Origin of the sequence: Nostoc sp. 'Lobaria pulmonaria (5183) cyanobiont' (assembly GCF_002949795.1) — a bacterium.
GTDB lineage: Bacteria > Cyanobacteriota > Cyanobacteriia > Cyanobacteriales > Nostocaceae > Nostoc.
In genome coordinates this window covers 3,283,702-3,309,544 of the sequence record NZ_CP026692.1, presented here as the reverse complement: position 1 = coordinate 3,309,544, position 25,843 = coordinate 3,283,702, and the positions used below count along the sequence as shown (strand labels likewise).

General features: G+C 42.2%; 17 protein-coding genes and 1 pseudogene. 10 read left to right on the top strand and 8 right to left on the bottom strand.

Going from position 1 to position 25,843, the window contains the following annotated elements; genetic code table 11:
• Positions 1-142: 142 nt before the first annotated feature.
• Entirely contained in the window at positions 143-2,728 is a 2,586-nt protein-coding gene (locus tag NLP_RS14410) for a GAF domain-containing protein (RefSeq protein ID WP_104906984.1), read from the bottom strand.
• Between the two features lie 825 nt (positions 2,729-3,553).
• On the opposite strand from NLP_RS14410, the gene NLP_RS14405 reads away from it, so the two are divergent.
• The 3 genes from NLP_RS14405 (at position 3,554) to NLP_RS14390 (ending at position 8,153) form a co-directional block, all read left to right on the top strand.
• Entirely contained in the window at positions 3,554-4,447 is an 894-nt protein-coding gene (locus NLP_RS14405) for a hypothetical protein (RefSeq protein WP_104906983.1), read from the top strand.
• A gap of 12 nt (positions 4,448-4,459) precedes the next feature.
• On the top strand, positions 4,460-5,437 hold the full coding sequence (locus NLP_RS14400; protein ID WP_104906982.1) for an SDR family NAD(P)-dependent oxidoreductase: 978 nt from the start codon (positions 4,460-4,462) through the stop codon (positions 5,435-5,437).
• Between the two features lie 442 nt (positions 5,438-5,879).
• Positions 5,880-8,153 carry a cation:proton antiporter domain-containing protein gene (locus NLP_RS14390; protein ID WP_104906981.1) on the top strand — a complete coding sequence of 758 codons (2,274 nt, stop codon included), beginning with the start codon at positions 5,880-5,882 and terminating at the stop codon, positions 8,151-8,153.
• A gap of 1,916 nt (positions 8,154-10,069) precedes the next feature.
• Here NLP_RS14390 and NLP_RS14380 read toward each other — a convergent pair.
• Positions 10,070-10,285 carry an Hfq-related RNA-binding protein gene (locus NLP_RS14380; RefSeq protein ID WP_104906979.1) on the bottom strand — a complete coding sequence of 72 codons (216 nt, stop codon included), beginning with the start codon at positions 10,283-10,285 and terminating at the stop codon, positions 10,070-10,072.
• Between the two features lie 69 nt (positions 10,286-10,354).
• Between NLP_RS14380 and dapF the strand changes: the two genes are divergently transcribed.
• The gene (dapF, locus tag NLP_RS14375) at positions 10,355-11,194 is read left to right on the top strand and encodes a diaminopimelate epimerase (protein ID WP_104906978.1); all 840 of its coding nucleotides are present in this window, start codon (positions 10,355-10,357) and stop codon (positions 11,192-11,194) included.
• 123 nt (positions 11,195-11,317) lie between these two features.
• Here dapF and NLP_RS14370 read toward each other — a convergent pair whose 3' ends face one another.
• From NLP_RS14370 to NLP_RS14355, 4 genes are all read right to left on the bottom strand, one after another.
• A complete protein-coding gene (locus NLP_RS14370; RefSeq protein WP_104906977.1) occupies positions 11,318-12,316 on the bottom strand; it encodes a DMT family transporter in 999 nt (332 codons plus the stop codon).
• 125 nt (positions 12,317-12,441) lie between these two features.
• Positions 12,442-13,077, bottom strand: a complete 636-nt coding sequence (locus tag NLP_RS14365) for a DNA-3-methyladenine glycosylase family protein (protein ID WP_104906976.1) — start codon at positions 13,075-13,077, stop codon at positions 12,442-12,444.
• 34 nt (positions 13,078-13,111) lie between these two features.
• Complete coding sequence (ada, locus tag NLP_RS14360) at positions 13,112-14,182, bottom strand: bifunctional DNA-binding transcriptional regulator/O6-methylguanine-DNA methyltransferase Ada (protein WP_104906975.1); 1,071 nt, start codon at positions 14,180-14,182, stop codon at positions 13,112-13,114.
• A gap of 448 nt (positions 14,183-14,630) precedes the next feature.
• Positions 14,631-15,218: a Uma2 family endonuclease gene (locus tag NLP_RS14355; RefSeq protein WP_104906974.1), complete on the bottom strand. Its 588-nt coding sequence runs from the start codon at positions 15,216-15,218 to the stop codon at positions 14,631-14,633.
• Positions 15,219-15,473: 255 nt separating this feature from the next.
• On the opposite strand from NLP_RS14355, the gene NLP_RS14350 reads away from it, so the two are divergent.
• The 3 genes from NLP_RS14350 to NLP_RS14340 all read left to right on the top strand — a co-directional run bounded on the left by NLP_RS14350 (position 15,474) and on the right by NLP_RS14340 (position 20,781).
• On the top strand, positions 15,474-18,125 hold the full coding sequence (locus NLP_RS14350; RefSeq protein ID WP_199784825.1) for a sensor histidine kinase: 2,652 nt from the start codon (positions 15,474-15,476) through the stop codon (positions 18,123-18,125).
• Between the two features lie 63 nt (positions 18,126-18,188).
• Positions 18,189-19,952 carry a PAS domain-containing sensor histidine kinase gene (locus NLP_RS14345; RefSeq protein ID WP_234017323.1) on the top strand — a complete coding sequence of 588 codons (1,764 nt, stop codon included), beginning with the start codon at positions 18,189-18,191 and terminating at the stop codon, positions 19,950-19,952.
• Between the two features lie 340 nt (positions 19,953-20,292).
• Positions 20,293-20,781 carry a cupin domain-containing protein gene (locus NLP_RS14340; protein WP_104906973.1) on the top strand — a complete coding sequence of 163 codons (489 nt, stop codon included), beginning with the start codon at positions 20,293-20,295 and terminating at the stop codon, positions 20,779-20,781.
• 43 nt (positions 20,782-20,824) lie between these two features.
• Here the strand turns inward: NLP_RS14340 and NLP_RS14335 are convergent.
• A pseudogene (locus NLP_RS14335) lies at positions 20,825-21,362 on the bottom strand (Uma2 family endonuclease).
• A gap of 153 nt (positions 21,363-21,515) precedes the next feature.
• On the opposite strand from NLP_RS14335, the gene ureE reads away from it, so the two are divergent.
• The 3 genes from ureE (at position 21,516) to ureG (ending at position 23,326) form a co-directional block, all read left to right on the top strand.
• Positions 21,516-21,962 (top strand): urease accessory protein UreE, encoded by a 447-nt coding sequence (gene ureE / locus NLP_RS14330; protein ID WP_104906972.1) that lies wholly within the window; start codon positions 21,516-21,518, stop codon positions 21,960-21,962.
• Positions 21,937-22,629, top strand: a complete 693-nt coding sequence (locus tag NLP_RS14325) for an urease accessory protein UreF (protein ID WP_104906971.1) — start codon at positions 21,937-21,939, stop codon at positions 22,627-22,629. Before ureE ends, NLP_RS14325 begins: the two co-directional genes overlap by 26 nt.
• Before the next feature lie 100 nt (positions 22,630-22,729).
• Positions 22,730-23,326, top strand: a complete 597-nt coding sequence (ureG, locus tag NLP_RS14320; protein WP_104906970.1) for an urease accessory protein UreG — start codon at positions 22,730-22,732, stop codon at positions 23,324-23,326.
• Positions 23,327-23,644: 318 nt separating this feature from the next.
• Here the strand turns inward: ureG and NLP_RS14315 are convergent, their stop codons facing one another.
• Complete coding sequence (locus NLP_RS14315) at positions 23,645-25,531, bottom strand: ABC transporter ATP-binding protein (protein ID WP_104906969.1); 1,887 nt, start codon at positions 25,529-25,531, stop codon at positions 23,645-23,647.
• Positions 25,532-25,843: the final 312 nt, after the last annotated feature.

Below are 25,843 nucleotides of genomic sequence, written 5' to 3'. Positions count from 1 at the left end.
ATATTATCTAGTTCCCTATTAATGTGGTTAGAAAAGATTGTTTGAATGAATTAAAATTAATTAGTCATTTTCTAAATCAAAATTGACATAAGTAATTAGAAGAATCTAATGTCTTAAAAAGAAAATAAAAATTTTGACTAGTTTATTTCTCCTGAAATGTCCAAACTCCTTCATCCCAATCTGATTCTGTTGGGGGTGATTGTAACCAATGCTGACAACGCAACAGATGCAACATAGCAGCTTTGTCCTGGCTGTCTGCTGCCAACACATTAGCAAACTCAGCCCTGGCACGAGAAAACTGCCGCTTGAGGTAATACTCACGCCCTTTATGATAGTGCTCAATCACTTGCAATTTTTCGCTTTCAATCGGATTGGAACGCAAACCCAGTAATTCGTATATGGCTACTGGTTCATTTCTACCCTTGACACGTATGTAATCTAATTCCCTAGCCCAAATATTATCTTGGCATGGTTTAAAGGTGTTATGGCTAATAATAATATCGCAACCATACTGTTTACTAACACTTTCTAATCGAGAGCCAAGATTAACGCCATCACCAATCGCAGTAAATTCCATCCGCTTACTAGAGCCAATATTTCCACTAATCACAGTATCTGAGTTGATACCAATACCGATTTTAATTCTGGGTTTATCATCTGTATGGCGACGTTGATTAAATTCGTGCAAGCGATCGCGCATTTCTAAGGATGTTTGTACCGCCATCCAAGCGTGTTCTTCTAATGGTAGAGGAGAACCAAATACAGCCATGATGGCATCACCGATATATTTATCAAGAGTGCCTTTATGTTTAAACACTGCCTCCACCATTGATTCAAAATATTCATTGAGCATACTCACCACTTCTTCTGCTTCTAAGTTTTCCGTCAAAGTGGTGTAGCCGCGAATATCGGAAAATAAAATCGAAACTTCTTTGCGATCGCCTCCGAGTTTAGCATCATCTAATTTCAGCAATTCTTCGGCTAATTCCTGGGTCATGTAGCGGTACATCGTACTCTTGAGCCGCTTTTCATCACTAATATCTTCCATGACTACCAGCGCCCCACGGACTTGCTCTTGGTCGCTAGCATCGGCAATTGTGTTAATCGATAAATTAATACTATGCTGTTCTGTATCAGTGGTTATGAGTGTGCGATCGGGGTAATATTGCTGGCGACCTTTTAAGTCAACTGCATGTAAAGCATCCTGATACCACTTGCTAAAGTCACCTTCTTTGATGCCAATGACATCAGTAACTAATTTACCTTCTAATCGGTCATCTACTCCTAGTCCTAGCAAACGTTGGGCGCTTTCATTGGCGGCGATAATTAACCCAGTTTTATCAGTGGAAACCACTCCATTGGAAAGACTACGCAGAATATCCCGTTGCATTTGTTCTTGTTGCTTGACTGTGGCAAACAACTGGGCATTTTGCAGCGCTACTCCCGCTTGAATATTAAAAGCTTCCATGAACTCTTCATCGTTGCGGTCAAAGCTAGCTTGGAAGCAGTCGGGAGCTTTGGGCCAATCAGCTGGATTATAAGGTGGAAAATCCCCGGATTTCTTTTTATTTACCAGTTGGGTAACGCCAATCAGTTGTTGATCGGCATTAAATACTGGCATACAAAGCAAGCTACAGGTGCGATAGCCATTTTGCTGGTCTAGTTTTTGGGCTGTCTCTGAGTCAGGATCGTAGTACAAATCAAAGCCAATATTCAGCTTCTTGCCAGAAGCCGCTACTATGCCAGCAAAGCCTTTACCTATGGGGACTCGCAACTCTTTGGTTGAACCATCATCCTGAGTAATTTTCGTCCACAATTCATGGCGATCGCGGTCTATTAACCATAGTGTACTGCGATCAGCATTCATTAATTCTTTGGCTTCATCCATCACCCGTTTGAGGGTGTCTTCTAAGTCGAGGCTGCTTTGAGAGAGAGACTTGATTGCCTTCATCAGCGCCGCCACTGCTCTTTGTTTTTGGGTGGCGACATAAAAAGAGCGCGAGGACTCTAAAATCAGGCGAATCGAAGGGGCAAATTCTTGAAATAATTGTTCGTCAGTACAAGTAAAACCTTTGGTATCAATGCGCTCTGCAAGTGGAGCATTGTGATTATTCCCAGATTTTAATTTATTCAGTAATTGCACTACTGCAACTAATTGCCCATGTTCATTTAAGAGTGGCAAAGCTAACATGGTGTAGGTGCGATAGCCAGTTCTCTTTTCTTGTTCTTGGGCAAAATGCGATCGCGGGTCACTATAAAAATCAAAGGGAATATTGATAACTTGCTTGGAGGTGGCGACTTCCCCAGCAATGCCTTTATCAGCGGGGATGCGGATTTCTAAAGAGCGACCGCCCTCCCCCTCAGCCAGAATTGACCAGAGTTCTTGTTTTTCTTCATCCAATAAAAATATCGTCGTCCGATCTGCTCCTAGTAATTCCCCGGTTTTCAAGGTAATCGAATGCAACATTTCTTGCAGAAGAGTTTCAAACCCATGAGAATCAAGCATTGATAGGGTTTGATGAACAATCTGTAATTTTTGCTCGACATCCTTAACGACCTGTTTAAAAGTATCCTGAGTCAGGGGAGCAAGAAACGTAGAAAAAGTTCCTTGTCTTGTGGCAAGAGCACCCACAGGAGCAGAATTTGCTGGTAATTCGAGGTTTTCTTGGTTGTGAACACCAATAATCAAATCGGTGGTCTCCCCACAACTTCCTTGATACGCTGACATAACTGGTATTTTATATAACAGGATGAGGTTTTAGATTTAACAATGAGATTAAATTTATGTAAGTGGTGTTAAAAGCAACAATTGCTTGACATTATCCATAGTTTAATCGCTTGTTTAGCCAGCGTCATCCTGTCAATAAGCGCTCAAGCTGATTACCAACAAGCATGGTTTAACCAAAACCCCTTTCCACTGCTGGATACAGATGATAAATAGAGGGTTAGACCCCTCATATAAATGAGAAAACAATGTTTTCCGCAGGCGATCGATTGTTAGTGTTACCTCATAATATTTTCCAGGGACAGACTAATGAGTATTGCTGTATCCGTAATATATAGTCGATTTATCTGAAAATTCCTATATCTTATAAGTAATTATACGTAAGCACGTCTAGCTCAACTGCGATCGCTTCCTTTCGCAGATATGTCAGCCTGAAAAAGAAAGTGCTGAGTAAAAAATAGACTTCTTGCATGAATCAATGAGCTTTCACCCTAAATCCCTCTCCCAAGCTTGGGAGAGGGAGTTTGAAATTGGCTCCCCTTCTCCCAATATTGGGAGAAGGGGTTGGGGGATGAGGGCGAATTTTGCATTTGTGCAAGAGGTCTAATATTAGCCCCTACTGACTACGAGTTTAATCTGTTGTCATGCCTGTGACAGACTATATCGTAAATATTCATTTTTTTACAGATAGAGTTAATTAAAAATATTAAGCACAATATTATCTCAGTCAAACATAAATATAAAATCAGATTGAATCTTGGAGTTGAACCCATATTTACATGGGATGGAACATTCACCATATTGTTGAAAATCTACAGGATTATTTTAATGAAAAAATTAAAGAATCAAGTATTTTTAGGCTTGACAGGTGCATTTTTGGCAGTTGGATATTCCAGTTTGCTGGCTAGAGAAATTCCCATACAAAGTACATCAAGTCTCAGAAAGGATTTATTAGCGCAGTCAGAAAACAACCCAAACGTCAATGAGTATCTGGATAAAAATAAACCCGAAAGTTATAAAGCTCTGAAAAGGCAGTTAGATACAGCTATTGAGGATGCAAAAAGACCGAGTGAAGATAAAGTAGTAAAAAATCTTTGGCCATTGTCAAAAACTAATCCTCAAATAAGGTGGAGAGAAAATAACGGCAAAATTGAATATTTGATGGCAAGTTGGAAATATGTCAAAAACCCAACTGAAGATTGGAAAATAGGTACAAAAAAAAGTATAGAAGCACGGACTTGGTTAACAGCCGTTCCTCAAGTTAAAGAATTTTGTCAAAATTGTAAGGGTATTGGTATAAATATTCCCGGTAATATCATGCTATCTCTGAGGTTACAGCAGTATTTAGGCTTAATTTTAAATAGAAATTCAAATAAGACGCATTTTGTCGAAATGTGGGTGAAAGCTGAAGATTTAAATAGACCATGTGTCGATCCAGAAATTAATGATTCTAGTTGTAATGTTTTTAATATACCGATTCCTGCTAGTTATCCGATTTTGCAAGAGATATACACAACTTCTTATGCAGTTGGTAGTCAAGAACATTATCCTTGGACAGGTTTAGGTTACACCTATGATTGGGGAAATCCGAAAAAACCTCGTGAAGGAGCTAGTGAGTTTCTGATCGACGGAACTAAAGAAAAATCGATAGAAGTAGAAGTTGTTTCAGTCACAGCTACGAAAGAATATTGTAATAATCAATATTTAACGGTAAAAGATTAGAAATGAGCGCTCATGAAACACCTTGAAGGTAAAGTGGCTTTGGTAACAGGTGCTACACGGGGAATTGGTCGGGGAATTGCGATTGGACTTGGTGAAGCAGGTGCAACTGTATACATCACGGGTCGCAGCCTCAACAACTCCTCCAGTGATGGGGTTTCAGGTAGTCTTAGTGAAACAAAATCAGCCATTGAAGAAGTCGGTGGTGTATGCATTCCCGTCCAAGTAGACCACAGCGACGATCAGCAGGTGCGTTTGCTTTTCGATCGCATTCAAGATGAGCAGAATGGACAACTCGACCTACTGGTAAATAATGCTTACTCAGGAGTTCAGGCATTAAAAGACGCTCAGGGACAGCCCTTTTGGGATTCTGAACCAAATCTTTGGGATGCTAGCAACAACGTTGGTCTTCGGAGCCACTATGTTGCGAGTGTTTTTGCGGCTCGGATGATGACTAAGCGTAACTCTGGATTAATTTGCACGATTTCCTCGTGGGGTGGGATGTCTTATATCTTTAATACAGCTTATGGTGTTGGCAAAGCAGCTTGCGATCGCCTTGCTGCTAATATGGCTGTTGAGTTAAAACCCCATAACGTCACTTCTGTTTCAATTTGGCCGGGTATTGTTGGTACTGAGCTTTTTTCCCGTTTTGCTTCTGAAATGAATCAAACCAATGCTACTGAAAATAATTTCTCATTTTTAAGCGATCGCTACAACTGGGAAACTCCCTTATTAACTGGACGAGCGATCGCTGCACTTGCTAGTGAGCCAAATCTGATCAGCCGTACAGGACGTGTGCAGATTGTTGCCGAACTGGCTAAGAAATATAATCTTGTAGATGAAAATGGCGATCAGCCTGCATCGTTACGCTCTCTGCGTTTTGTACTACCTGCTGCATTACCCGTACTGAGAAAGTATTCATGGCTTATACCTGATATTAAAGTGCCGTGGTCACTACTATTATTGAATGCCCTCAGTTCGCCTAAAATTTAATGGGCATTGGCTATGGAGCCAGAAGAGATGCGTCATTAAATAATGCGACAATAAGTCTTTGATACTCGTGCATGAGTGTTTGAACTCGATGAATCCACCTTTGAACTCCGTTGACGAGTGTTTGAACTCGATGAATCCACCTTTGAACTCCGTTGACGAGTGTTTGAACTCGATGAATCCACCTTTGAACTCCGTTGACGAGTGTTTGAACTCGATGAATCCACCTTTGAACTCCGTTGACGAGTGTTTGAACTCGATGAATCCACCTTTGATACTCGTGAATCAAAATACCTTCAAAAATCTTGATGTATCCTTCCTGCTCACCTACTACCTACCCCCTTCAAAATAAGCAAATTTTGTCACCCCTTTACGAAACAAGCTGTTTGAGACCGTAAAACTTTGTATCCTGAATTAATAGGTCTTAAGAGTTTTTTTAAAACTGGTGCAAGAAGATTTTCGGTTAATTGTTGATTTAGTTTTAGTTCTAGGCGTTGCAGCCTGTGGTGGACTATTCGCGGCACTTTTGCAACAACCCGTGCTGCTGGGGTATCTCATTGGCGGGATAGTCATTGGGCCAACGGGACTGGGATTGATTAAAGAACTTATTCAAGTAGAGACTTTGGCACAGTTCGGGGTCGCCTTTTTGTTATTCGCCTTGGGTGTGGAATTTTCCTTTACGGAACTCAAGAAGGTAAAAGCGATCGCTCTTGGTGGAGGTGGACTCCAGATTGCTTTGACGATTTTGGTCACGGTTTTAATATGCGGGTTAAGCGGAGCCTGGGGAGCCTTACCTGCGAAGGGGATGTTTTTGGGGTGTATTCTCTCCTTGTCTTCCACAGCGGTTGTCCTCAAGTGCTTGATGGAGCGCAACGAAACAGAAACGCCCCACGGGCAAGTAATGCTAGGGATTTTGGTAGTCCAGGACTTGGCACTAGGACTAATGTTAGCAGTCTTACCAGCCCTCAACCAACCAGCAGAAACTATTGGCATCGCCGTCCTCACAGCGCTGGCTTCGATTGGTTTATTTGCGGCTGGGGCGGTAGCTGCGGGGATTTGGCTGATACCGCCTTTGTTACAACTGCTAGCCCGTACTGAAAGTAAAGAACTATTTTTATTAGGGGTTGTAGCCCTGTGTTTAGGCATTGCCCTGTTGACTGAGCATTTGGGGCTGTCCATTGAGATGGGGGCATTTGTCGCGGGTTTGATGATTTCTGAAGTGGAGTACGCCGATCAAACCCTGACTTATGTCGAACCACTGCGAGATATCTTTGCCAGTTTATTTTTTGCCGCCATTGGGATGTTAATTGACCCAGTGTTTTTGTGGAATAACCTGGAATTGATTTTGGGGTTGGTAGCAATAGTTTTCGTCGGTAAATTTTTGATTATCACGCCCTTAGTGAAACTGTTTGGCTACCCTTTGAAAACAGCGATAATCGTCGGTTTGGGATTAGCGCAAATTGGGGAATTTTCCTTTGTTCTCGCTAGTGAAGGGCAGGCATTGGGGCTGGTGTCCCGACAAATATACTTATTAATTTTGGGAACCACCGCAGTTACTCTGATGCTTACTCCCTTTGTCCTGCGGCTAGTGCCATTTATATTTAACTTTGCCGAATCAATGCCCTGGTTGAAACCGTATTTAGAAGAACAAGAGGCGCGGGATGTGTCAGAAGATTTGCCCTTCAAAAACCATGTGGTAGTCTGTGGCTATGGGCAAGTTGGCAAAAATTTAGTAAAGTTGTTGCTGCAACATGACCTGCCTGTGGTAGTAATCGACCAATCAGAAAGTAGAATTCAGCAGTTGCGTGAAATGGGTGTGTCTTATGTCTATGGCAATTGCGTGAGTTTACATGTTCTGGAAACTGCTGGTGTGAATCATGCCAAAGGAATGGCGATCGCACTCCCAGACCCAATGAGTAGCCGTCTTTGCTTGAAACGCGCTTTGGAATTGTGCCCAGAATTAGATTTGGTTGTCCGTGCTACCCAGGATAAAAATATTGAGGTGCTGTATCAATTGGGAGCCAAAGAAGTTGTGCAACCAGAGTTTGAAGCCAGCTTAGAAATGGCAACTCATTTATTAACTGGCTTAGGCTTGTTATCGCCAGTTGTCGTCCAACGGGAAATGCAGCAAATCCGCAACGATCATTATTTAGATTTGCGCCCACAGCGTTCTGCTACCGAAGTTGCTCGTGATTTACGCCAAGCAACCCGCGATTTAAATCAGCGCTGGTATCCTTTACCATCTGCTTCGCCCTTAATTGGCATGAGCTTAGAAGAAGCGGATATGCGCTATTTAACAGGAGTGAGTTTGATGGCAATTCGCCGCGCTGAAGGCGAAGAAATCGATTATCCCAACAATCAAACCAAATTGGCAGAAGGCGATCGCTTGCTGGTGGTGGGAGCAGATGAAGAACTAGCGGCTTTAGCAGAATTAGCTAAAGGACAAGCTGTTGTTCCTGGAGAAAATAGTGCTTGCCAGTGGGTTACAGTTAATGCAGATGCGCCAACACTAGGTAAAACGCTTAAAGATTTAGAGATCGGTAAGCAGTATGGAGTACAGGTACAGGCGATCCGGCGCGATGGTAAATTTATTCGCTATCCCGATGGCGGCATGGACTTGCGAATCGGCGACCAAGTATTATTATGTGGTGGCTTAACAGGTTTGAGTCAACTAGAACAGTTATTTGCGATCGCAAGTTCAACACCCCTTTCTACGTAACTATTCACTCCCCCTCGTCTACAAAATTTTCGAAACCCTTGATTTTTCGTTGAAAGCCTAAAGAGTAAGTAAAAAGCAAGAAATAGCAATTGTTTATGTTCCAGATAGCCATTTTTCTTGTACATTAGCTTTCTGAATGGGTGTGGAAGAACTCTCGCGCCAGAGAGTTAACGATCATCTAGCCTTAAAGAAGTGCGATCGCCATTACCAAGGTGTTCTAGCAGAATAGATACTCTTGAAGCTAGAACATTGATTAACCACCCTAGGAGTGCGATCGCGCTTTGAGGTTATCCTTACTGAGCATTCAATATGAAATCATCTGTAATAAATGCAACATATACTTTCTCGGGTGTTGCGCCTACAGACTGAATAAGACTGTAGACGTCGTTTGCAACCTGTTTACTAGTAACCGAGGGATTGCTGACATTCAGGTAGAGTGTAGTGTTAGGCAAATGCAAATTAACCCGATCAGGAAATAATGAGTTGACATTTAACGCTTGAAAGGTTGTAGCAGTGTCTTCCAATTCAAGTCTTTCCTTTACGCGAGCATTGTCGCCTGACTTGACGTTTTTTAAATCGTAACAAACGATAGCTGTTCTCATAATTTCCGCTATTTAAATGTGAGTAAATAGTTAAATGCCTGATGCTCAATGGTCTTGCTGCCTAACCAGGTAGTCTAAAACCGCGCCAATTCTGTCCAAGGCAGCACTAGTAGTGCGTTGGTACTCCTCTAACTTGGCATCGGTTTGTAATTGCCCAACGGGTTAACAACTTCAACGCTCATTTGCGAACTTCCAGCTGTTCTAGCTTTTTAAGTCCTTCATCCAAAATCTCTTCAGTTAATAGGCTCATGGTTGTGCCCAAGCGAACAGCTTAAAGTTTTAAGCGAGTTCTGAGCGACTCCCTAACATCTGTTTGTAGGACTACCGTTTTTTCTTCTTGTGGCATTAATAACATTAGCAGCATTTAAAACAATTATCGCTTAAGAAGCATTGTTAGTCATACTACCACGTTACCATTGTCAGGAATGCTAGCACTAAAACTATTGCTAGCTTAAATGCGCTTAGTAATAACAGAGTGCTGAGTTTGATGTTTTACATTGCAAACTCGACAAAAAGCATTTTACCGTGAATTTTGCTTTGTAAAAAACGTCACGGCAAAAATCAGCATTTCGTATACACAAAAATCTCCGAAACATCTATCATGCAACACTTTCGGAGTAAACTGAATGGAAATTTTTGCTGTTAAAAAAGCAGAGTTTTAATTAGTAAGTAAGAAAAAGTTCAGTGTTCAGGAGGTGCTATGCCATTTAACCGAAGCTAAATAAAACACAAAGCTTGTTAACCAACCTAACCAAAGAACCAATAAAAACGTGCCTTGAATGTATCAATTTCTGGGGTTGGTTAACAAGCTTTATTAGCTTCAAGTTAAGTGGCTAGCGCTTTTAGGCTATGCTGACGGTGTACCTGGGGGGCCTCACCAGAGATTGCTTGGCACTTAAATTTAAAAGATTGGGGGTAGTAGCGGAATGCCCATTATGGCAGGTCAACGCCAGCATTCGAGCGCTGACCACGGGCATAATAAAAAGGATTTTTACCACTACAAGATTTTCCCAATTTCAGTAGATCGAAAAGATTTCTAGAAGCCTTACCAACCACTCATTTCAGCGAGTGTATAGAATTTGCTGGAATCCTCTTATAATCTGCTGTTCGAGTAATTCTGTTGTCAATTAACTCTGCTGCGATGGCGTACCCGCCCGCCGTAGGCGATCGCAAATGAACGCTTGTGTTAGTTCCAAACCATCGGCTGAAACCCTTATTCTTCCGTCAACTTACAAAAGTTCTCGATCTACTGAATTTGGTAAATTTTAGCCAGCACCGTGGGAAGGGGCGTTCCAAACACACACCGATTTATGACTAACTCTTGGGTTTGATATAAGCGATCGCTTGTTTCCAAACAGTAGTTTGCTGAGTGTTTTCATCAACAATACAGATACACTGTGGATCTTGCCATAAAACTCTCCCTGTGAGTACATCACCAGTCAGCAGCTTTAATTCTACTGGCGTTGTTTGTTTAATCAGATTTTGGACTTGTCTAATACTGGGTAAAGTGGTGTCAAATTCGGTAAGCATTTTTAGTAAAGATGAACCTACAAGGCAAAATAAAGAGTAACTAATCCTTGATAATTCATCCTTGAAGAAATGGCAATCGAATTTACTAAGTATCATGGTCTAGGCAACGACTTTATTTTGATTGACAATCGCTCGTCATCATTGCCTGTAGTGACTCCAGAGCAAGCCATCGAGTTGTGCGATCGCCACTTGGGCATCGGTGCTGATGGTGTCATTTTTGCCCTACCTGGAGAAATCGGCACTGACTACACCATGCGGATTTTTAATTCTGATGGTTCTGAACCAGAAATGTGTGGCAATGGCATTCGCTGTTTAGCTGGCTTTTTAGCAGACTTAGAAGGGGAATCCCGGAATCAAGACTCATATCGCATTCATACTTTGGGTGGTGTAATGACTCCCCAACTCTTATCTAATGGTCAAGTTAAAGTAGACATGGGTTTACCCAGGTTACTCGCTAGCGAAATTCCCACCACCCTTTCACCTAATGAAGAAAAAGTCATTTCTCAGCCGTTAGAGGTAGCGGGGAAAACTTGGGATGTCACCTGTGTAAATATGGGAAATCCTCACTGCATTACTTTTGTGGAAGATGTCGCAGCAATTGAGCTAGAAACCATCGGCCCGAAATTTGAGCATCACCCAGTTTTTCCCCAACGCATAAATACCGAATTTATTCAAGTAGTGCGCCGTGACTATTTGAAAATGCGGGTATGGGAACGGGGTGCTGGAATTACCTTAGCTTGCGGGACTGGTGCTTGTGCTTCTTTAGTAGCTGGTGTGTTAACCGGGAAATGCGATCGCACTGCCACTGTAGAATTACCAGGTGGCCCCTTGCAAATTGAATGGTCAGAAGTAGACCAACGGGTTTACATGACAGGTCCGGCTGAACGAGTATTCACGGGTAAAGTGTAACCGACTTCCCATTGGCATTACTACTTGAGTAATGCCATAGAAGACTACAAACTCTTAAAAGAAGTTTGTAGTAAGCACTTTAGTGCTGAGAAAATCAGAGCTAAAGTCCTGACTACGAACTCGTTAAGATTCACTTTCTGCTGGAGATTGGATATGGGTATTAACTTTAGATTGCACAGATTCTTTATTAGAAATTGCTAGATATATACCCGCTAAAATTAGAGCCAAACCTAACAAGTTAAAAATACTCAATTTTTCCGAGAAAAGTATCCAAGCAAGAATAGCAACAATCAGTGGATTGAGTAGTAAGAATAAAGAGATAAATCCTGATGAAAAATTTTTGAGGCTGTATATAATTAGCCCATGACCCAAGGCTTCGCAAATAGCAGCTAGCGCAAATACTACTAACCACCCCGACAAAGTAACTGGAAAAACTTGTTTTTCAAAAATTAGCACAACTGGTATCATCAATGAAGTTGCAATTACACAACGCCACAGGAGTATGGTGATAACTGAAAACTTATTGCGGATCTGCTCAATAAGTAAAAAGTTTGCTGCATAAAATATCGATGATATGAGGGCAACAGCATCACCTGTAATATTATTATTAGAATGCAATAAATCTTCAAATCCGACAGCGATCGCACCGATTATGGCTAAGATCAGACCAATGATAAATTTACGCCCAAAGATTTGATTAAAAAATAGCCATCCTCCTAAAGTAGTAAATAGCGGATTGAGACTACCTAAGGCATTAGCATTAGCAGCACCAGTCTGAGTTAGCGACCAAGTCCAAGATAATCGACCTAATACATGAACTAAAGCCACTGCGATTAAAAACGCGATCTCTTTAATTGCGTAAGGCTGCTGTGGTAATACAGCTTCATCATCTGTAATTTCAGTCCGTGCTTGGTTAATTCCACTCCATAATCCAAAGATAATAGTCGCTATCCATAAACGATTAAAGAATGTCGTAACAGCGCTCATTTCTCTAATAGCAATTTTAATAAATATTGCTGTTGAAGATAAAGCGAATAAGGCAATTATTACGATGATTATCGGCAGTATATTTAAAGTTTTCTCAGACTTTTCTGGTATTAAGCTTAATTGATTTTCTGCCATTTAGTTTATATTTATGATCCGAACTGCCCTTCGGGTTCACCAGTCGCCTACGGCGGGTTTCCCGCCGTGCTGGTTCACCAAGTGCGCCATCGCGCAGCGTCTCGTAGAGAAGAAAGAAAGAGTAATTATTTGGGATTACTCAGGTAATAGTGCCATAAAAGTCTTGCCGCAACTGCTCGCCACGGACGCCAGTGCAGTGTCATTTCTTCTAGTTGCACTGGTGTTGGACGCGTTGCCAAGTTTTTGAGTTTTTGTAAAGCGATCGCGATCGCTAAATCGCCTTTAGGAAAGACATCAGGACGTTGCAGCGCCATAAGCAAATAAATATCAACTGTCCAGTCTCCGATCCCTTTGAGACGCTTTAACTCAGTTCTGATAGTAGTTTCGTCCATTGTTTGGAGTTTGCTGAGGTCAAGCTGACCAGTTGCGATCGCCTGAGCCAATCCACGACAGTATAGAATCTTTTGCCGACTGAATCCAATTCCTCTTAATTGAACATCATCCAATATCAGAAAGTTTTCTGGCGTCAGAGTTACAACCTCACATAGACGTTTAAATACAGCCCTTGCAGCCGCTACGGAAACTTGCTGTTCGAGAATTATGCACAACAGTGTTGCAAAACCTGCTTCTCTTGACCATACTGGTGGAGGCCCCAGTGTCTCTAAAATCCGAGCCAAATCACTATCAAGTTTGGCAAGCACCATTAAACCACGGGTCAAACTTTCTTCAGTCAACGATTCTAGTTCAGGTGTTTGAGTCATCTTTGGAAAAAGGAGTGGGGAGTAAGGAAGAATTCTAATCCCGCGCGGTGCGTTCTGATTCTTGTGTAAGCAGTTTTTGTTTACGCTCAATTCCCCAGTGATAACCACCAAGACTGCCATCACTCCGTAGCACTCGATGACATGGTACAATCAGCGCGATCGGATTAGCTCCACAAGCATTACCTACAGCTCGGACTGCCTGGGGTTTGGCAATATTACGGGCAATATCAGTGTAAGTGCAGGTTTCGCCATAAGGAATTTTTTGTAATGCTTGCCAAACCTGTTTCTGAAATGCTGTCCCACGGATATCAAGTGGTAAATCAAGATGTGCCTTGCCTCCTGCAATCAAGTCGAGGATTGCTTGTATCCAGTCTTTGTGTGTGCGATCGTCACGCACGATCTGCGCTTGGTGAAATTCCTGCTTCAAAATGTGTTCGAGCTTGTCTGCTTCATCACCTAATTTTACGGCGCAGAGACCCTTCTCTGTTGTTGCCACAAGCAAATATCCTAATGGACATGGAGCGATCGCATAGACAATGCTGATTGTTTTTCCAGCTTGTTGGTAAGTCTTTGGTGTCATTCCCAGTTGTTTAGGTGCTTTCTCATAGAGTTGACTACTTGAACCATACCCCGTATCGTAAACTGCATCAGCAATTTCTTCCCCTGACTGAAGACGCTGTTTCAATCGCTGGCTACGCAGTGCATCTGCATATTGATAAGGCGATACACCAATTATTTGCTTGAATATTCTTTGTAGATAACTGGGACTCATTTCCACCTGAGAGCATAATTCCGAGAGGGTTGGGATGTGGTTAACTTGTGCTTCAATATATCGACATACTGCTAAGATTTTGGCTGTATTTGGAACTATTTCAGATTGTGGCTGACAGCGCTTACAAGGTCGAAAACCTGCAATTTCAGAATCTTGTACCGACTGGAAGAAACAAACTTGATTCCGATTCGGTCTGCGACTAGGGCAAATAGGTCGGCAATAAATGCCTGTAGAGCGAACACCATAGAAAAACTTGCCTTCAAAAGTGTAATCTCGATTGAGAACTGCTTCCCAGAGTGTTTCTTCTAAAAGTTGTATCTGTTGTAATTGCATTCATGTCTCCTATAATTTATTGCCAAGCATCCCACTTTCGAGTGCCTATTATTAGTTTTTGCCTTTAGGTAATAACTAGATTAGATGTATTGATAAACTATTTTCTATCTGATTGTTGCGATCGAAGTTGATTACCTCAATTTTTTAATTTACCAATTCGCTAAACGGGTGTTCGCTACTCGATGAAATCAAGAACCTTAAATTAGGTCAACACAACGGAGTTTTTATGAGTGGTGGTATTTACTTGATTCAGGATAATTGCCAATTAGTTGAGTTCTCAAACAGTTTTTGGAATTACTGATCTGGGGTATTCGTGAAATTAAATTATCATAATTTGGTAGTATAGTAATCCTATTTTGTTTGTGATAATTGCAAGCCGCAGATACCCGGCTTCGTAGAATTTGTCGGGTTTATTGTTTATTACGAATGATTCAGGGTAGGTAATTACTTACCAAATTTCTGCTAAATCTAAAACAAATCCTGGCAAAACATCTTCTCCCGATAGAGTTTTAGGACTTTGTATAAGCTCAATTTCTCGATTAGGACGATAAATTTCTACCTGCTGCTGTCCTCTATTAATTAACCAGCCTAATCTGGCGCCATTCTCCATATATTCCCTCATTTTGGTTCGCGTTTTTTCTAAAGAATCACTTGGAGACATTAACTCAACCACAAAATCGGGACACAAAGGAGCAAATCTTTCTTTTTCTGCTTCACTTAAAGCATTCCACCGTTCCATTTTCACCCAGGAAGCATCTGGAGAACGCTCTGCACCGTTAGGAAGTTTGAAACCACCAGAAGAGTCAAAGGATTTACCTAGCTTATTTTGACGACTCCAAGCTCTTAATTGATAAGTTAAATCGGCATTACGATCGCTAGTACTACTCCCCGTAGGTGGCATAATAATTAGTTCCCCTGAAGCTGTCCGCTCAAACTTTAAGTCTCGATTATTTTGACAAAGCTGAAAAAATTGCTCGTCCGTTAAGTCGATATTTAATTCGAGGGTTGGAGGTAAACTGACGGTGGTAATATTCATGCGATCAGTTTAACTGGAAGTAATATATCTATTTTAGTAGTCTGTCAAGTCAAATATCCTAAGTAAATAAACTTGTAGTAAAAACTAAAGTCCTGAACTGATTGCCTCTTTGACATCTTTGACAAATGGTTCACCCGATTGGGTGAATGCGATCGCAGCATCCAGAACTACTCTGAAAGTAGAGCCATTTTTTTGTTGTTAGCGATGTCTACGACGGGCTATTCGGCGTCGCGCTGAGAGCTAAAAACTTTTATAATGGCTATGATTACCTTGAATATTATGCCAATTGCTTATATATCAAAGGGTCTAAGAGTGGATGAAATTGTAAAATCACTGCATAAACCAGATTTTCCACCAGAGAAAATCACTCTGTTGGAAACAATTGCTGCCAATTTACCGGGGATGATTTTCCAAATTCTGCAACGACAGGATGGTTCTGTATTTATCCCTTATATTAGTTCTGGTTGTAAGTATTTGTATGAATTAGAACCAGAGGCTGTACAGGCAGACTTTCAGGTGTTATGCAAACTGATTTATCCACAGGATATAAAAGCTTTTACAGAATCTATTGCTGTTTGTCGTACTACTCTTACACCTTGGCATTGGGAAAGTCGGATTGTTACGCCTAGTGGCATTAAATGGATTCAAGGTACTTTGCAACCCGAATTACAAGCAGCAGGTGATTTTCTTTGGCATGGCTTGGTTATAGATATTACAGATCGAAAACAAGCCCAAGAAAAATTGCAAGAAACTGAGGCACGGTATAAAGCAATTTTAGATGCTATCCCCGATTTGATGTTTCGTATCAGCCGCGATGGCGAGTATCTAGATTTGAAAAGCGAGGGCGCAAATATCACTCTTTCGAGAGAAGAAATAGTTGGAAAAAATTTGCAAGAGTTATTGCCGAGTGATGTTGCTGCCATTAGCCAAGTAGCGATCGCTAAAACTTTAGATTCTGGAATTTTACAAACTTGTGAATATCAACTACCAACATCTTTGGGGGTCAGAGATTATGAGGCGCGGTTGGTAGTGAGTGGCACAGATGAGGTACTAGCAATTGTCCGAGATATCACAGAGCGCAAACAAGGAGAAGTCGCCTTACAAAATCTTGCTCAAAAATTTGCGAAAGCTTTTAGTTGCAGCCCCGATTCAATTACGATTAGCACGCTGCAAGAAGGACGCTTTATCGAAGTTAATGACAGTTTTGTGAATCTTTCAGGTTATGGGCGAGATGAGGCAATTGGTAAAACTTCTTTTAAGTTAAATCTTTGGGTAGACGATCGCGATCGCTTAAACTTAGTGCAAGAGTTGCAAAGTACGGGAGTCGCTCGTAACTTGGAAGTTGAATTTCGGCAAAAATCTGGTGAGATAATTACAACCCTGCTTTCAGCCGAAGTCATTGATTTGGATGGTATTCCTGCCATTTTAGCAGTGCATCACGACATTACAGAACGCAAACAGGTAGAAGCACAATTACGCCTTTGTGCGCAACGCGATCGCTTGTTGGCAGAAACCCTAGTGCGAATTCGGTCTTCGCTTAACTTAGAGGAAATTCTTCAAACCACCGTGACAGAAGTTAGGCAATTTCTCCAAGCAGATCGAGTTTTTATTGGTTTAAATAATGCCAATTTAGGAGTCAGAACTATTGCCGAATCAGTAGATCCCAAATATCCATCAGTCTCAGGTTGGTCTACTAATGATGAAGCTTATTTACAAGAATTACGAAATTTACTAAAAGATAATCTTGTGCGTGTCGTTGAAGACATAACCCAAATAGAAGTATCTCCCAAAGTAAAAGCACACTATCGAAAATTCCAAACGAAGGCGACTTTGGCTGTACCAATTATGCTAAATAACGAATTATTTGGCGCATTAATTGCCAATCAATGCTCAGGTTCGCGTCATTGGCAGCCAATAGAAATTGATTTGTTACAGCAGATGTCAGAACAGGTAGCGATCGCTATTCAACAAAGCCAGATATGCCAAAAGCTAGCAGAACTTAACACTAATTTAGAATACCAAGTCCAAGAACGGACAGCACAGTTGCAGCAGAAAATGCAAGAAGTTGAAAATTTGCATCGTGTCAAAGATGTTGTTTTGCATACAGTTGCTCACGATTTACGAACTTCGGTGATGGGTAACTTGATGGTATTAAAGAATTTGTTAAATCAGCGAGTGGGGAGTGGGGAAGCAGGGGAGCATACTTCGACTGCGCTCAGTAACCAGGGGAGCAGGGGGGAAATTAAAGCAAGTCTTTCTCCTCTGCCCCCCATCCCCTCTGCCCCTCTGCCTCTTTCCCATGCCCAATCCCCAATCCCAATATCTCGCTCAATCATCGAGCGAATGATTCAGGGCAATGATCGCCAACTGACAATGATTAACTCATTGCTAGAAATTAATTCCTGTGAAAAACAGGGTATTGAGATCAAACTCGAACCTGTGCAACTTAGTACCCTACTGGGCGAATGTTTCTCGCAGTTGGAACCCATGCTGACACAAAATCAAGCGACTCTGAAGAACTTGGTTCCCGCAGATTTACCGTTAGTAATCGCAGATGGCACTCGGTTACAGAAAGTTTTGGTAAATTTAATCGCACATGGCTTGCAAAATAATCCACCAGGGTTAAATTTTACCCTGAGTGCCACCGTTGAGGCGGGAATGATTCGCACTCAGATTCAAGATGACGGTGTGGTAATGAGTAAAGTAGAGTGCGATCGCCTTTTCGATCTTCATGTCCGCGATCCTCAAGACTGTTGCTCTACAAGCATTGGCTTAAAAATGTATCTTTGTCGGAAAATCATTAAGGCGCATGGCGGCGAAATCGGGGTTATGAGTAACCGCAAGCGTGGATTAACTTTCTGGTTTACACTACCTCTTTTCACTTCATCCGCAACAAATCGCCCATAAATCACCAAAAAATGAGAGGGTGTTATTTATGGCAATGTTGAGTAAGGGAAACACCCTCAAGGTATGGGCAAAGTTGCTCGGATGCTAATGGCTACTCCATTTACAACAGTGCAAAGGTGGTGGATAAAAACCTTTTCTGCACCAACAACAGATGAAATCACTACTCTTTACAGAGCTTGGCGTAATCGTTTCTTGTGGCAGAGATTACGTTTATGGTTATGGCTGGCGCTGATTTGTCTATTGTCTTTTACTTTGCGAGACATTTACAGCTTGTTTTTTCCTTTTGCAGAGTTGCAGCAACTACCAGAAGTACTGAGAACTCAGCGCTTAGTAATTAATGTTACAATGCTTGCAACATTAATTATTTGCTTTGCTTTACACAAAACTAAATTAGGTCGTCATCGTCCAGATTTATTATTTTTAGGGTCTTCTTGGTCAATTAGTCTAGCATCACAGTTGTTTGCAACTCTTAGTGGTTTCGCGCTACCCGATACCATTGGTTGGTCGCTGTTGTTCTTGAGCCAAGCTGTGCTGATGCCTGTTTGCTGGATTCTTCACTTGCTGACTCAAGTGAGTGTGCTGATTTACTATTTTGGCGTGAATACAGCACTTGGGCTAAAAACACCAATCCCCGACCACCCAGGAATATATAATGTAACGTTCATTTTATACATTTTCTGGTTTTGTACTATATGTGACATTGGTGTTTATCTGTACGATCGCCTGCAACGTTCTGAATTTTTCGCCCGTCAAGAACTGGAATCTGCCTACCAAAAACTCAAGGTTGCCGAAGCTAAATATCGCAGCATTTTTGAAAACGCCGTTGAAGGGATTTTTCAAAACAGTCCTGATGGACGTTACATTACGGCAAATCCTGCTTTAGCACGTATTTATGGCTACTCCTTGGCGGAGGAGGTGACAGCAAATTCCACTGATATTAAACAATTGTACGTTGATCCGAACCGCCGAGCAGAATTTGTGCGCCTGATGGAAAACTATGGCAGCATTTCAGAGTTTGAATCCCAAATTTATCGCCGAGACGGAAGTATTGTCTGGATTTCGGAAAAAGCCTACGCAGTGCATGACGAACAAGGAAAACTGCTTTACTACGAAGGTTTGATTGAAGACATTACCCAGCGCAAACAAACTGAAGAAGAACTACGAGTATTTTTCCATGCAGTTTCCCATGACTTACGCAACCCAGCGCTGGGTACTTTAATGGTGCTGAAAAATTTGCTTTCACGTCCAGAAGAGAATATTTCGATTTCACGCTCAATTTTAGAGCGGATGATTCAAAGTAGCGATCGCCAACTTAATTTAATTAATTCATTGATGGAAGCTCATGTCAGCGAGTTACAAGGTGTAGTTTTGCAGCGTCAAGCCGTAGAATTACTGGCAGTTGTCGAAGCTGCGATCGTTGATTTAGAGCCATTACTAGCACAAAATCAAGCCAAACTGACAAATTTGGTATCCGCAGATTTGCCATTAGTGAATGCCGATCCCACGCAACTATGGCGAGTTTTTTCTAACTTAATCGTCAACGCTCTGAAACATAATCCCCCAGAATTGCTTTTGACAATCAATGCTACCCGTAAGGATGACATGATTTATTGTACTGTTAGTGATAATGGCGTGGGAATTAGTCAACAACAAAGCGATCGGCTTTTTGACCTTTACTTTCGGGGTGCAAGTATCGGCAATTCTGTAGGTTTGGGATTAGGTTTGTATCTGTGTAAGCAAATCATCCATGCTCACGGCGGCGAAATTGGTGTGAACAGTGCATTGAATGCAGGGGCAACTTTCTGGTTTACATTGCCTATTAGCTGACTAAAAGGCAGCACCTGAGTCCGGCAAAGTTGCCAATAGAGCTTCGGTTAAGTCAATACACGTTTGATTTGCCACATGCAATAGTAAGTCGGTTACTATATTCATCATTACTTGTTTAGGACTACTAGACCATCTAGTACAGCACGGCGTAAATAAACATACCCTTTCGGGTTCGGCAGTTCCTCATGGGGGGAACCCCCAAGACCGGACTGCCTCACCATTTCAAATGCTGTAAAAGCCCGAAATACAATTATGCGTGACTTTTGACTTTTGACTTCCGCCTTGCGGTACTAGTAGCATGAATTTATCGACCTAATTTTTGCATAGGAGAGCAACAATCATGACGATGAATCAACTTCCTCAACCGGGAATTGTTTTACAACCTGGTCAAGGCCGAACGCTGTGTGTTGCAGGCGATGTTGTTACCTTCAAGGCAGTCGGCTCCCAAACCGAGGGCAAGTATATGCTGATGGAAACTCGTGTTGAACCCCAAGCAGGGCCACCACCACACATTCACAGTCGAGAAGATGAAGCATTTTACATTCAGGCTGGAGTTGTTGAATTTCAGCTTGACGAGCGCACTATTGTTGCAACACCTGGTACTTTCTTGCATTCTCCCAAAGGACAGCTTCACTCATTCAAAAACATTGGCACTACCCCCGCCAAAATGCTGATTTGGTCAACACCAGCTGGAATTGAGCAGTTTTTCATAGAAGTTGGGATTCCCATGCAAGACCCAGAAGGGTTGCCACCTGCATTAACTTCTACCGTAGTTGAGAAAATGTTGGCAACAGCTCCTAACTATGGTATCGAGATCAGACTAAACTAGATTTGCAGGTCTGCAATGTCCGTTGATTAGGTTGCCTAGTGCATTATTTCGGAAAAAAGAAACGAATAGAACAACAAAATCCGGGTAAAAGTGGCGATGTTGTTTCATCATCGCCTAACAAAGTTGCAACTAAAACCAACTGTGCTTTTTCTCGTCGATAAACTTCGACTTGTTTAGTAAAGCGATCAACAATCCAATACTCACGCACGCCTTGAACTGAATAAAGTTTCAATTTTGCTTCTTTGTCTCGAAGTTCATTTTGTTTACCAGGGGATAAAACCTCTACTACTAACTCTGGTGCGCCTGTCAAATGTCCCGCTTCATCTTCAATTTGCGCCAGTCGTTCTCGACTTACCTAAACTACATCCGGTATAACGCTATCTGCTTGCGAAAAAATCATTCCTAGAGCCACAATTGTTTTCCCTAAAACACTCGAATCTGACCAAACATCAAGTTGTCGAGCAATATTTTACACAAACTTGTTGATGACAGCGGTGAGGAGTGCGAGTCACAAAGAGTTCTCCATTAATAATTTCATAGCGCGTCCACTCATTTTCGGGTAGAACCTTTAAATCGTGAATTGTCCAGCGTACTCACTCAACGGCTTGGTTCATGATTGTCCCCGTTTGGCTGGTTGCCTTTGTTTGTTTAATTTTATCTTTCCTTCGGGCAAGGCAACTATAGGGTTTAAATTAGAACCATAATGAAAAGCAAAAGTTCAGGCGAAACTCTGTATGCTGACATTTACCCAACTTAAACCACCTAATCGCGATGTTGCTGTTACTTTTACTCTGGCGCTAACAGCAGAAGAACGCACCCGCAGTCGGCATCGCTTTGAAACGGAAGATGGTAAAGTTGTGTTTTTACATTTACCCAGAGGAACTGTCTTACACGATGGCGATATTCTGCAAGAAGAGATCCATAGCAGTTTAATCAGAATTACTGCCAAACCAGAATTAGTGCTGACTGCCTTTACCCAAACACCACTTTTATTATTACGGGCGGCATACCATTTGGGAAATCGCCACGTACCTGTAGAAATTACTCCGACTTATTTACGCTTGTCTTCAGATTCTGTTTTACACACGATGTTGGAACAACTGGGGTTAGAAGTTAAAGAGGAAATTTTACCGTTTCAGCCAGAATTAGGAGCTTATGGACAACACCATCATGCTCACTGATAGTCATCTTTTGAGTATTTTGCAGCTGGCTAGCCCCGCTTTACCTGTGGGAGCATATAGCTATTCTGAAGGTTTGGAAATGCTGGTGGAAAATGGTACGATCGCTAACCACATACATCTCAAAGATTGGTTAAAAGCAGAGTTGCTCTACGGAGCAATTCGGTTAGAGGCAGGGGTGATGGTACGATCGCAGCAAGCTGTAAAAATGGGTGATATTGAGTCGCTATGCCGTTGGAATCTGTGGTTATCCGCAGCTAGGGAAACAGAAGAGTTACGCGCCTCTAGTTGGCAGATGGGGCGATCGCTCATCCAATTACTTGCTAAACTAGAACCGCAGATTATACCTGTTGCCAATGCTGTAGGTAAACCGTGCAATTATGCGATCGCTTTTGGTATTGCTGTTGCCCATTGGCAAATCAGTATCAAAGCCGCATTACTCGGATATCTGCATAGTTGGGCAAGTAATTTGATTACTGCTGGCGTGAAACTTATCCCCCTTGGACAAACAGCAGGACAGCAGTTATTGCTAGATTTACAACCATTACTCAGTGCTGCGGCATTAGAAATTCTCGCATTGGAGGATGATGAACTCGCCTGTTGTAGTTGGGGTTTATCGCTAGCGAGTATGCAGCATGAAACGCAATATACAAGGTTGTTTAGGAGTTAGGGGCAGAATAATTTTAGATTTTAAATTTTGGATTTTGGATTGAACAATCTAAAATCTACAATCTAAAATCTAAAATCCAAAATCCAAAATGGTGTGAGTTATGAATGCATTTCGAGTAGGGGTTGCTGGGCCAGTGGGTTCGGGGAAGACGGCTTTGGTGGATGCTTTGTGTAAGGGGTTGCGTGAGCGGTATCAGATTGCGGTGGTGACGAATGATATTTATACTCAGGAGGATGCTCAGTTTTTAGTGCGTTCTCAGGCGTTGGCAAGCGATCGCATTTTGGGTGTAGAGACTGGTGGTTGCCCTCATACTGCTATCCGCGAAGATGCTTCGATGAATTTGGCGGCAATTGAACAATTAGAGGAACGTTTTATCGATTTGAATTTAGTATTTTTGGAAAGTGGCGGTGATAATTTGGCTGCTACTTTTAGTCCAGAATTGGTGGATTTAACGATTTACGTCATTGATGTTGCGGCTGGTGATAAAATCCCCCGTAAGGGTGGCCCCGGTATTACTAAATCTGATTTGTTGGTGATTAACAAAACTGACCTTGCACCCTACGTTGGTGCAGATTTAAGTGTGATGGAACGAGATGCTAAAAAAATGCGCGGCGAGAAACCTTTTATTTTTACTAATTTGAAAACTCAGTCTGGACTTGCAGATGTAATTAATTTTGTTTGCACAAATATCTGTTAAAAAAGAATTTTATATAGCGGTTCTCGTTTACGTGGGGTACACCCGTAGGGGCACGGCAGTGCCGTGCCCCTACACCTCGCGATACAATGTTGTACCGCATCTGCATGGAAACCGCCATAACCCACGAAGGTGGGTAAAGCCTTAATACGGTTCGGATAAGATCCCCCCGCCTGCGGCGACCCCCTTTTTAAGGGGGTAAAGATTAGAAAAAGCCCCCCTTTTTAAGGGGGGTTGGGGGGATCTTCGAGAGAAAAACAGGTTAACCGAACCGTATTGGGTAAAGCCTCGTGTAGACGCGGTTTCTAATTGCCCTTTTAACTACAAAGCCCGTAGATGACGATTTCGCACCCGTTCAGCACTACCGGTAGGAATCGCAGCAATTAATTTTTGCGTGTATTCCTCTTTGGGTTCTTGGTAAATGCTTTCTGCTGTGCCTTCTTCAACAATTTGACCGCGATTCATGACTAAAATGCGATCGCTCATAAATTTCACCACACTTAAATCGTGAGAAATAAAGATATAGGTAAGCTGAAAGTCTGACTGTAATTCTTTGAGAAGATTTAATACCTGCGCCTGTACGGAAACATCCAGTGCTGAAACTGATTCATCGCAGATGATAAACTTAGGATTTAACGCCAAAGAACGGGCTATGCAAATTCGCTGGCGTTGACCACCAGAAAACTGATGAGGATAGCGGTTAATTGCATCTGCACTCAACCCCACCCGTTCTAAGAGTTCGACTACTCGCACGCGTCGTTGTTGCTTTGTCTTACCAACGGAGTGAATTAACAACGGTTCCATCACCGCGTCCCCAACCTTCATCCGGGGATCGAGGGAACTAAAAGGATTTTGGAAGACTATTTGCATTTCTCGCCGCAGTTTTTGCAACGGTTCACCTTTGAGGCTAGTAATATCTTGTTTCTCAAAGATAATCTGACCACTCATCGGTTCAATTAATCGCAGCAAGGTTCTACCAAGGGTGGTTTTACCGCAACCCGATTCTCCCACTAAACCTAATGTTTCCCCTGGTTTAACATCAAAAGAAACGCCATTAACTGCCATATTGTAACGTTTTGTCCCACCAAACACCCCACGCACTGGAAAACCAACTTTCAAGTTGCGGATTTGCAGCAGAGGTTCCTTTTTATTGAAGTTTGCCAATCTTGCAGCAATCTCTTCGGTAGTGACTTCTGTGGGTTGTGCGGGTTCTTTCGGCTGAATTACTACTTGTCCCGTTGCTGTCTCTTCTGCACTCATGTAGTCAGAAACGGTGAGTAATTTTTGGGGACGGCGGTTGAGTGTGGGACGACAAGCTATCAAACCTTTAGTATATGGATGCTGGGGACTGCTGAAAATTTGCTCAGAAGCACCAGACTCGACAACTTTACCTTTATACATCACCGCTACTTCGTTAGCAATTTCCGAAATTAGCCCCAAGTCGTGGGTGATGAAAATCATTGCCATGTCACGGCTTTGCTGCAATTCTCGGATTAACTCCAAAATAGTCGCTTGCACCGTCACATCCAAGGCTGTGGTTGGTTCATCAGCAATTAAGATTAATGGGTTGCAAGAAATTGCCATTGCAATCATCACCCGTTGCAACTGACCCCCAGAAAGTTCATGGGGGTAGCGTTCTAGCATTGCTTCTTTGTGTTCTTTAACCAACTTTGCCAACTTTGATGGTTCTGGTTTTGATGAATTGCTGTTGTTTTGATGCCAAGTTTCGATATACTGCTGTTGTATCTCCTCATCGCTAGGTAGAAGTTTTACTTCTTGCAGACCTGCGATCGCAATTTGTCGTGCTTGGGCTGCTGAGACATTCTGATGCCGCATAATCGCTTCTGTTAGCTGAAACCCGATGTTATAAACCGGATTAAGCGAACTCATCGGTTCTTGAAAAATCATGGCAATGTCGCCACCCCGGTGTAACTGCATTTGTTCAGGAGGCAATTTTACTAAATCGATGGGGTTAGCATTCTCTTGAGGACGAAACCAGATTTCACCGCCAGTAACTATACCGGGAGTTTGCAACAAACCCATCACAGCTAGGGCTGTCACTGATTTACCACTCCCCGACTCTCCTACTATTCCTAGAGTTTCACCTCGATGCAGGCCAAAGGAAATACCATCCAAAGCTCTGTTAATGTTGCCATCACCGGGAAATTCAACTTGGAGATTGCGAACCTCTAGGACAGTTTCTCTCATAGGAGTTGGGTAGGAATTTTAACTTAAAATTATTTGGATTTTAACAATAGTTTTGATCTATTGGGATAGGTGCATAGTCAGCGTAGGCGTAGCCCGTCGTAGACATCGCTCTTTGGGAAAAAGATAATGTACAGTCACATGAATTTGTGCCGATGTCATTTAATTTGGCACTGTCAGTAATAGTCATGTTAACACCATTATGATCTCTAAACTGTCCGCCTAATGGGACGCGGCAGATGATCGGATGGCATACCGCCTGAGTACGTTTAGGATCTCAAGGGGTCGGGAACGGCGATCGCTCGCATACCAAAA

Coding starts and splice junctions, on each gene's coding strand:
- NLP_RS14410 (WP_104906984.1), bottom strand. CDS start 2,728: ATGTCAGCGTATCAAGGAAGTTGTGGGGAGACCACCGATTTGATTATT.
- NLP_RS14405 (WP_104906983.1), top strand. CDS start 3,554: ATGAAAAAATTAAAGAATCAAGTATTTTTAGGCTTGACAGGTGCATTT.
- NLP_RS14400 (WP_104906982.1), top strand. CDS start 4,460: ATGAAACACCTTGAAGGTAAAGTGGCTTTGGTAACAGGTGCTACACGG.
- NLP_RS14380 (WP_104906979.1), bottom strand. CDS start 10,285: ATGCTTACCGAATTTGACACCACTTTACCCAGTATTAGACAAGTCCAA.
- dapF (WP_104906978.1), top strand. CDS start 10,355: ATGGCAATCGAATTTACTAAGTATCATGGTCTAGGCAACGACTTTATT.
- NLP_RS14370 (WP_104906977.1), bottom strand. CDS start 12,316: ATGGCAGAAAATCAATTAAGCTTAATACCAGAAAAGTCTGAGAAAACT.
- NLP_RS14365 (WP_104906976.1), bottom strand. CDS start 13,077: ATGACTCAAACACCTGAACTAGAATCGTTGACTGAAGAAAGTTTGACC.
- ada (WP_104906975.1), bottom strand. CDS start 14,182: ATGCAATTACAACAGATACAACTTTTAGAAGAAACACTCTGGGAAGCA.
- NLP_RS14355 (WP_104906974.1), bottom strand. CDS start 15,218: ATGAATATTACCACCGTCAGTTTACCTCCAACCCTCGAATTAAATATC.
- NLP_RS14350 (WP_199784825.1), top strand. CDS start 15,474: ATGGCTATGATTACCTTGAATATTATGCCAATTGCTTATATATCAAAG.
- NLP_RS14345 (WP_234017323.1), top strand. CDS start 18,189: ATGGGCAAAGTTGCTCGGATGCTAATGGCTACTCCATTTACAACAGTG.
- NLP_RS14340 (WP_104906973.1), top strand. CDS start 20,293: ATGACGATGAATCAACTTCCTCAACCGGGAATTGTTTTACAACCTGGT.
- ureE (WP_104906972.1), top strand. CDS start 21,516: ATGCTGACATTTACCCAACTTAAACCACCTAATCGCGATGTTGCTGTT.
- NLP_RS14325 (WP_104906971.1), top strand. CDS start 21,937: ATGGACAACACCATCATGCTCACTGATAGTCATCTTTTGAGTATTTTG.
- ureG (WP_104906970.1), top strand. CDS start 22,730: ATGAATGCATTTCGAGTAGGGGTTGCTGGGCCAGTGGGTTCGGGGAAG.
- NLP_RS14315 (WP_104906969.1), bottom strand. CDS start 25,531: ATGAGAGAAACTGTCCTAGAGGTTCGCAATCTCCAAGTTGAATTTCCC.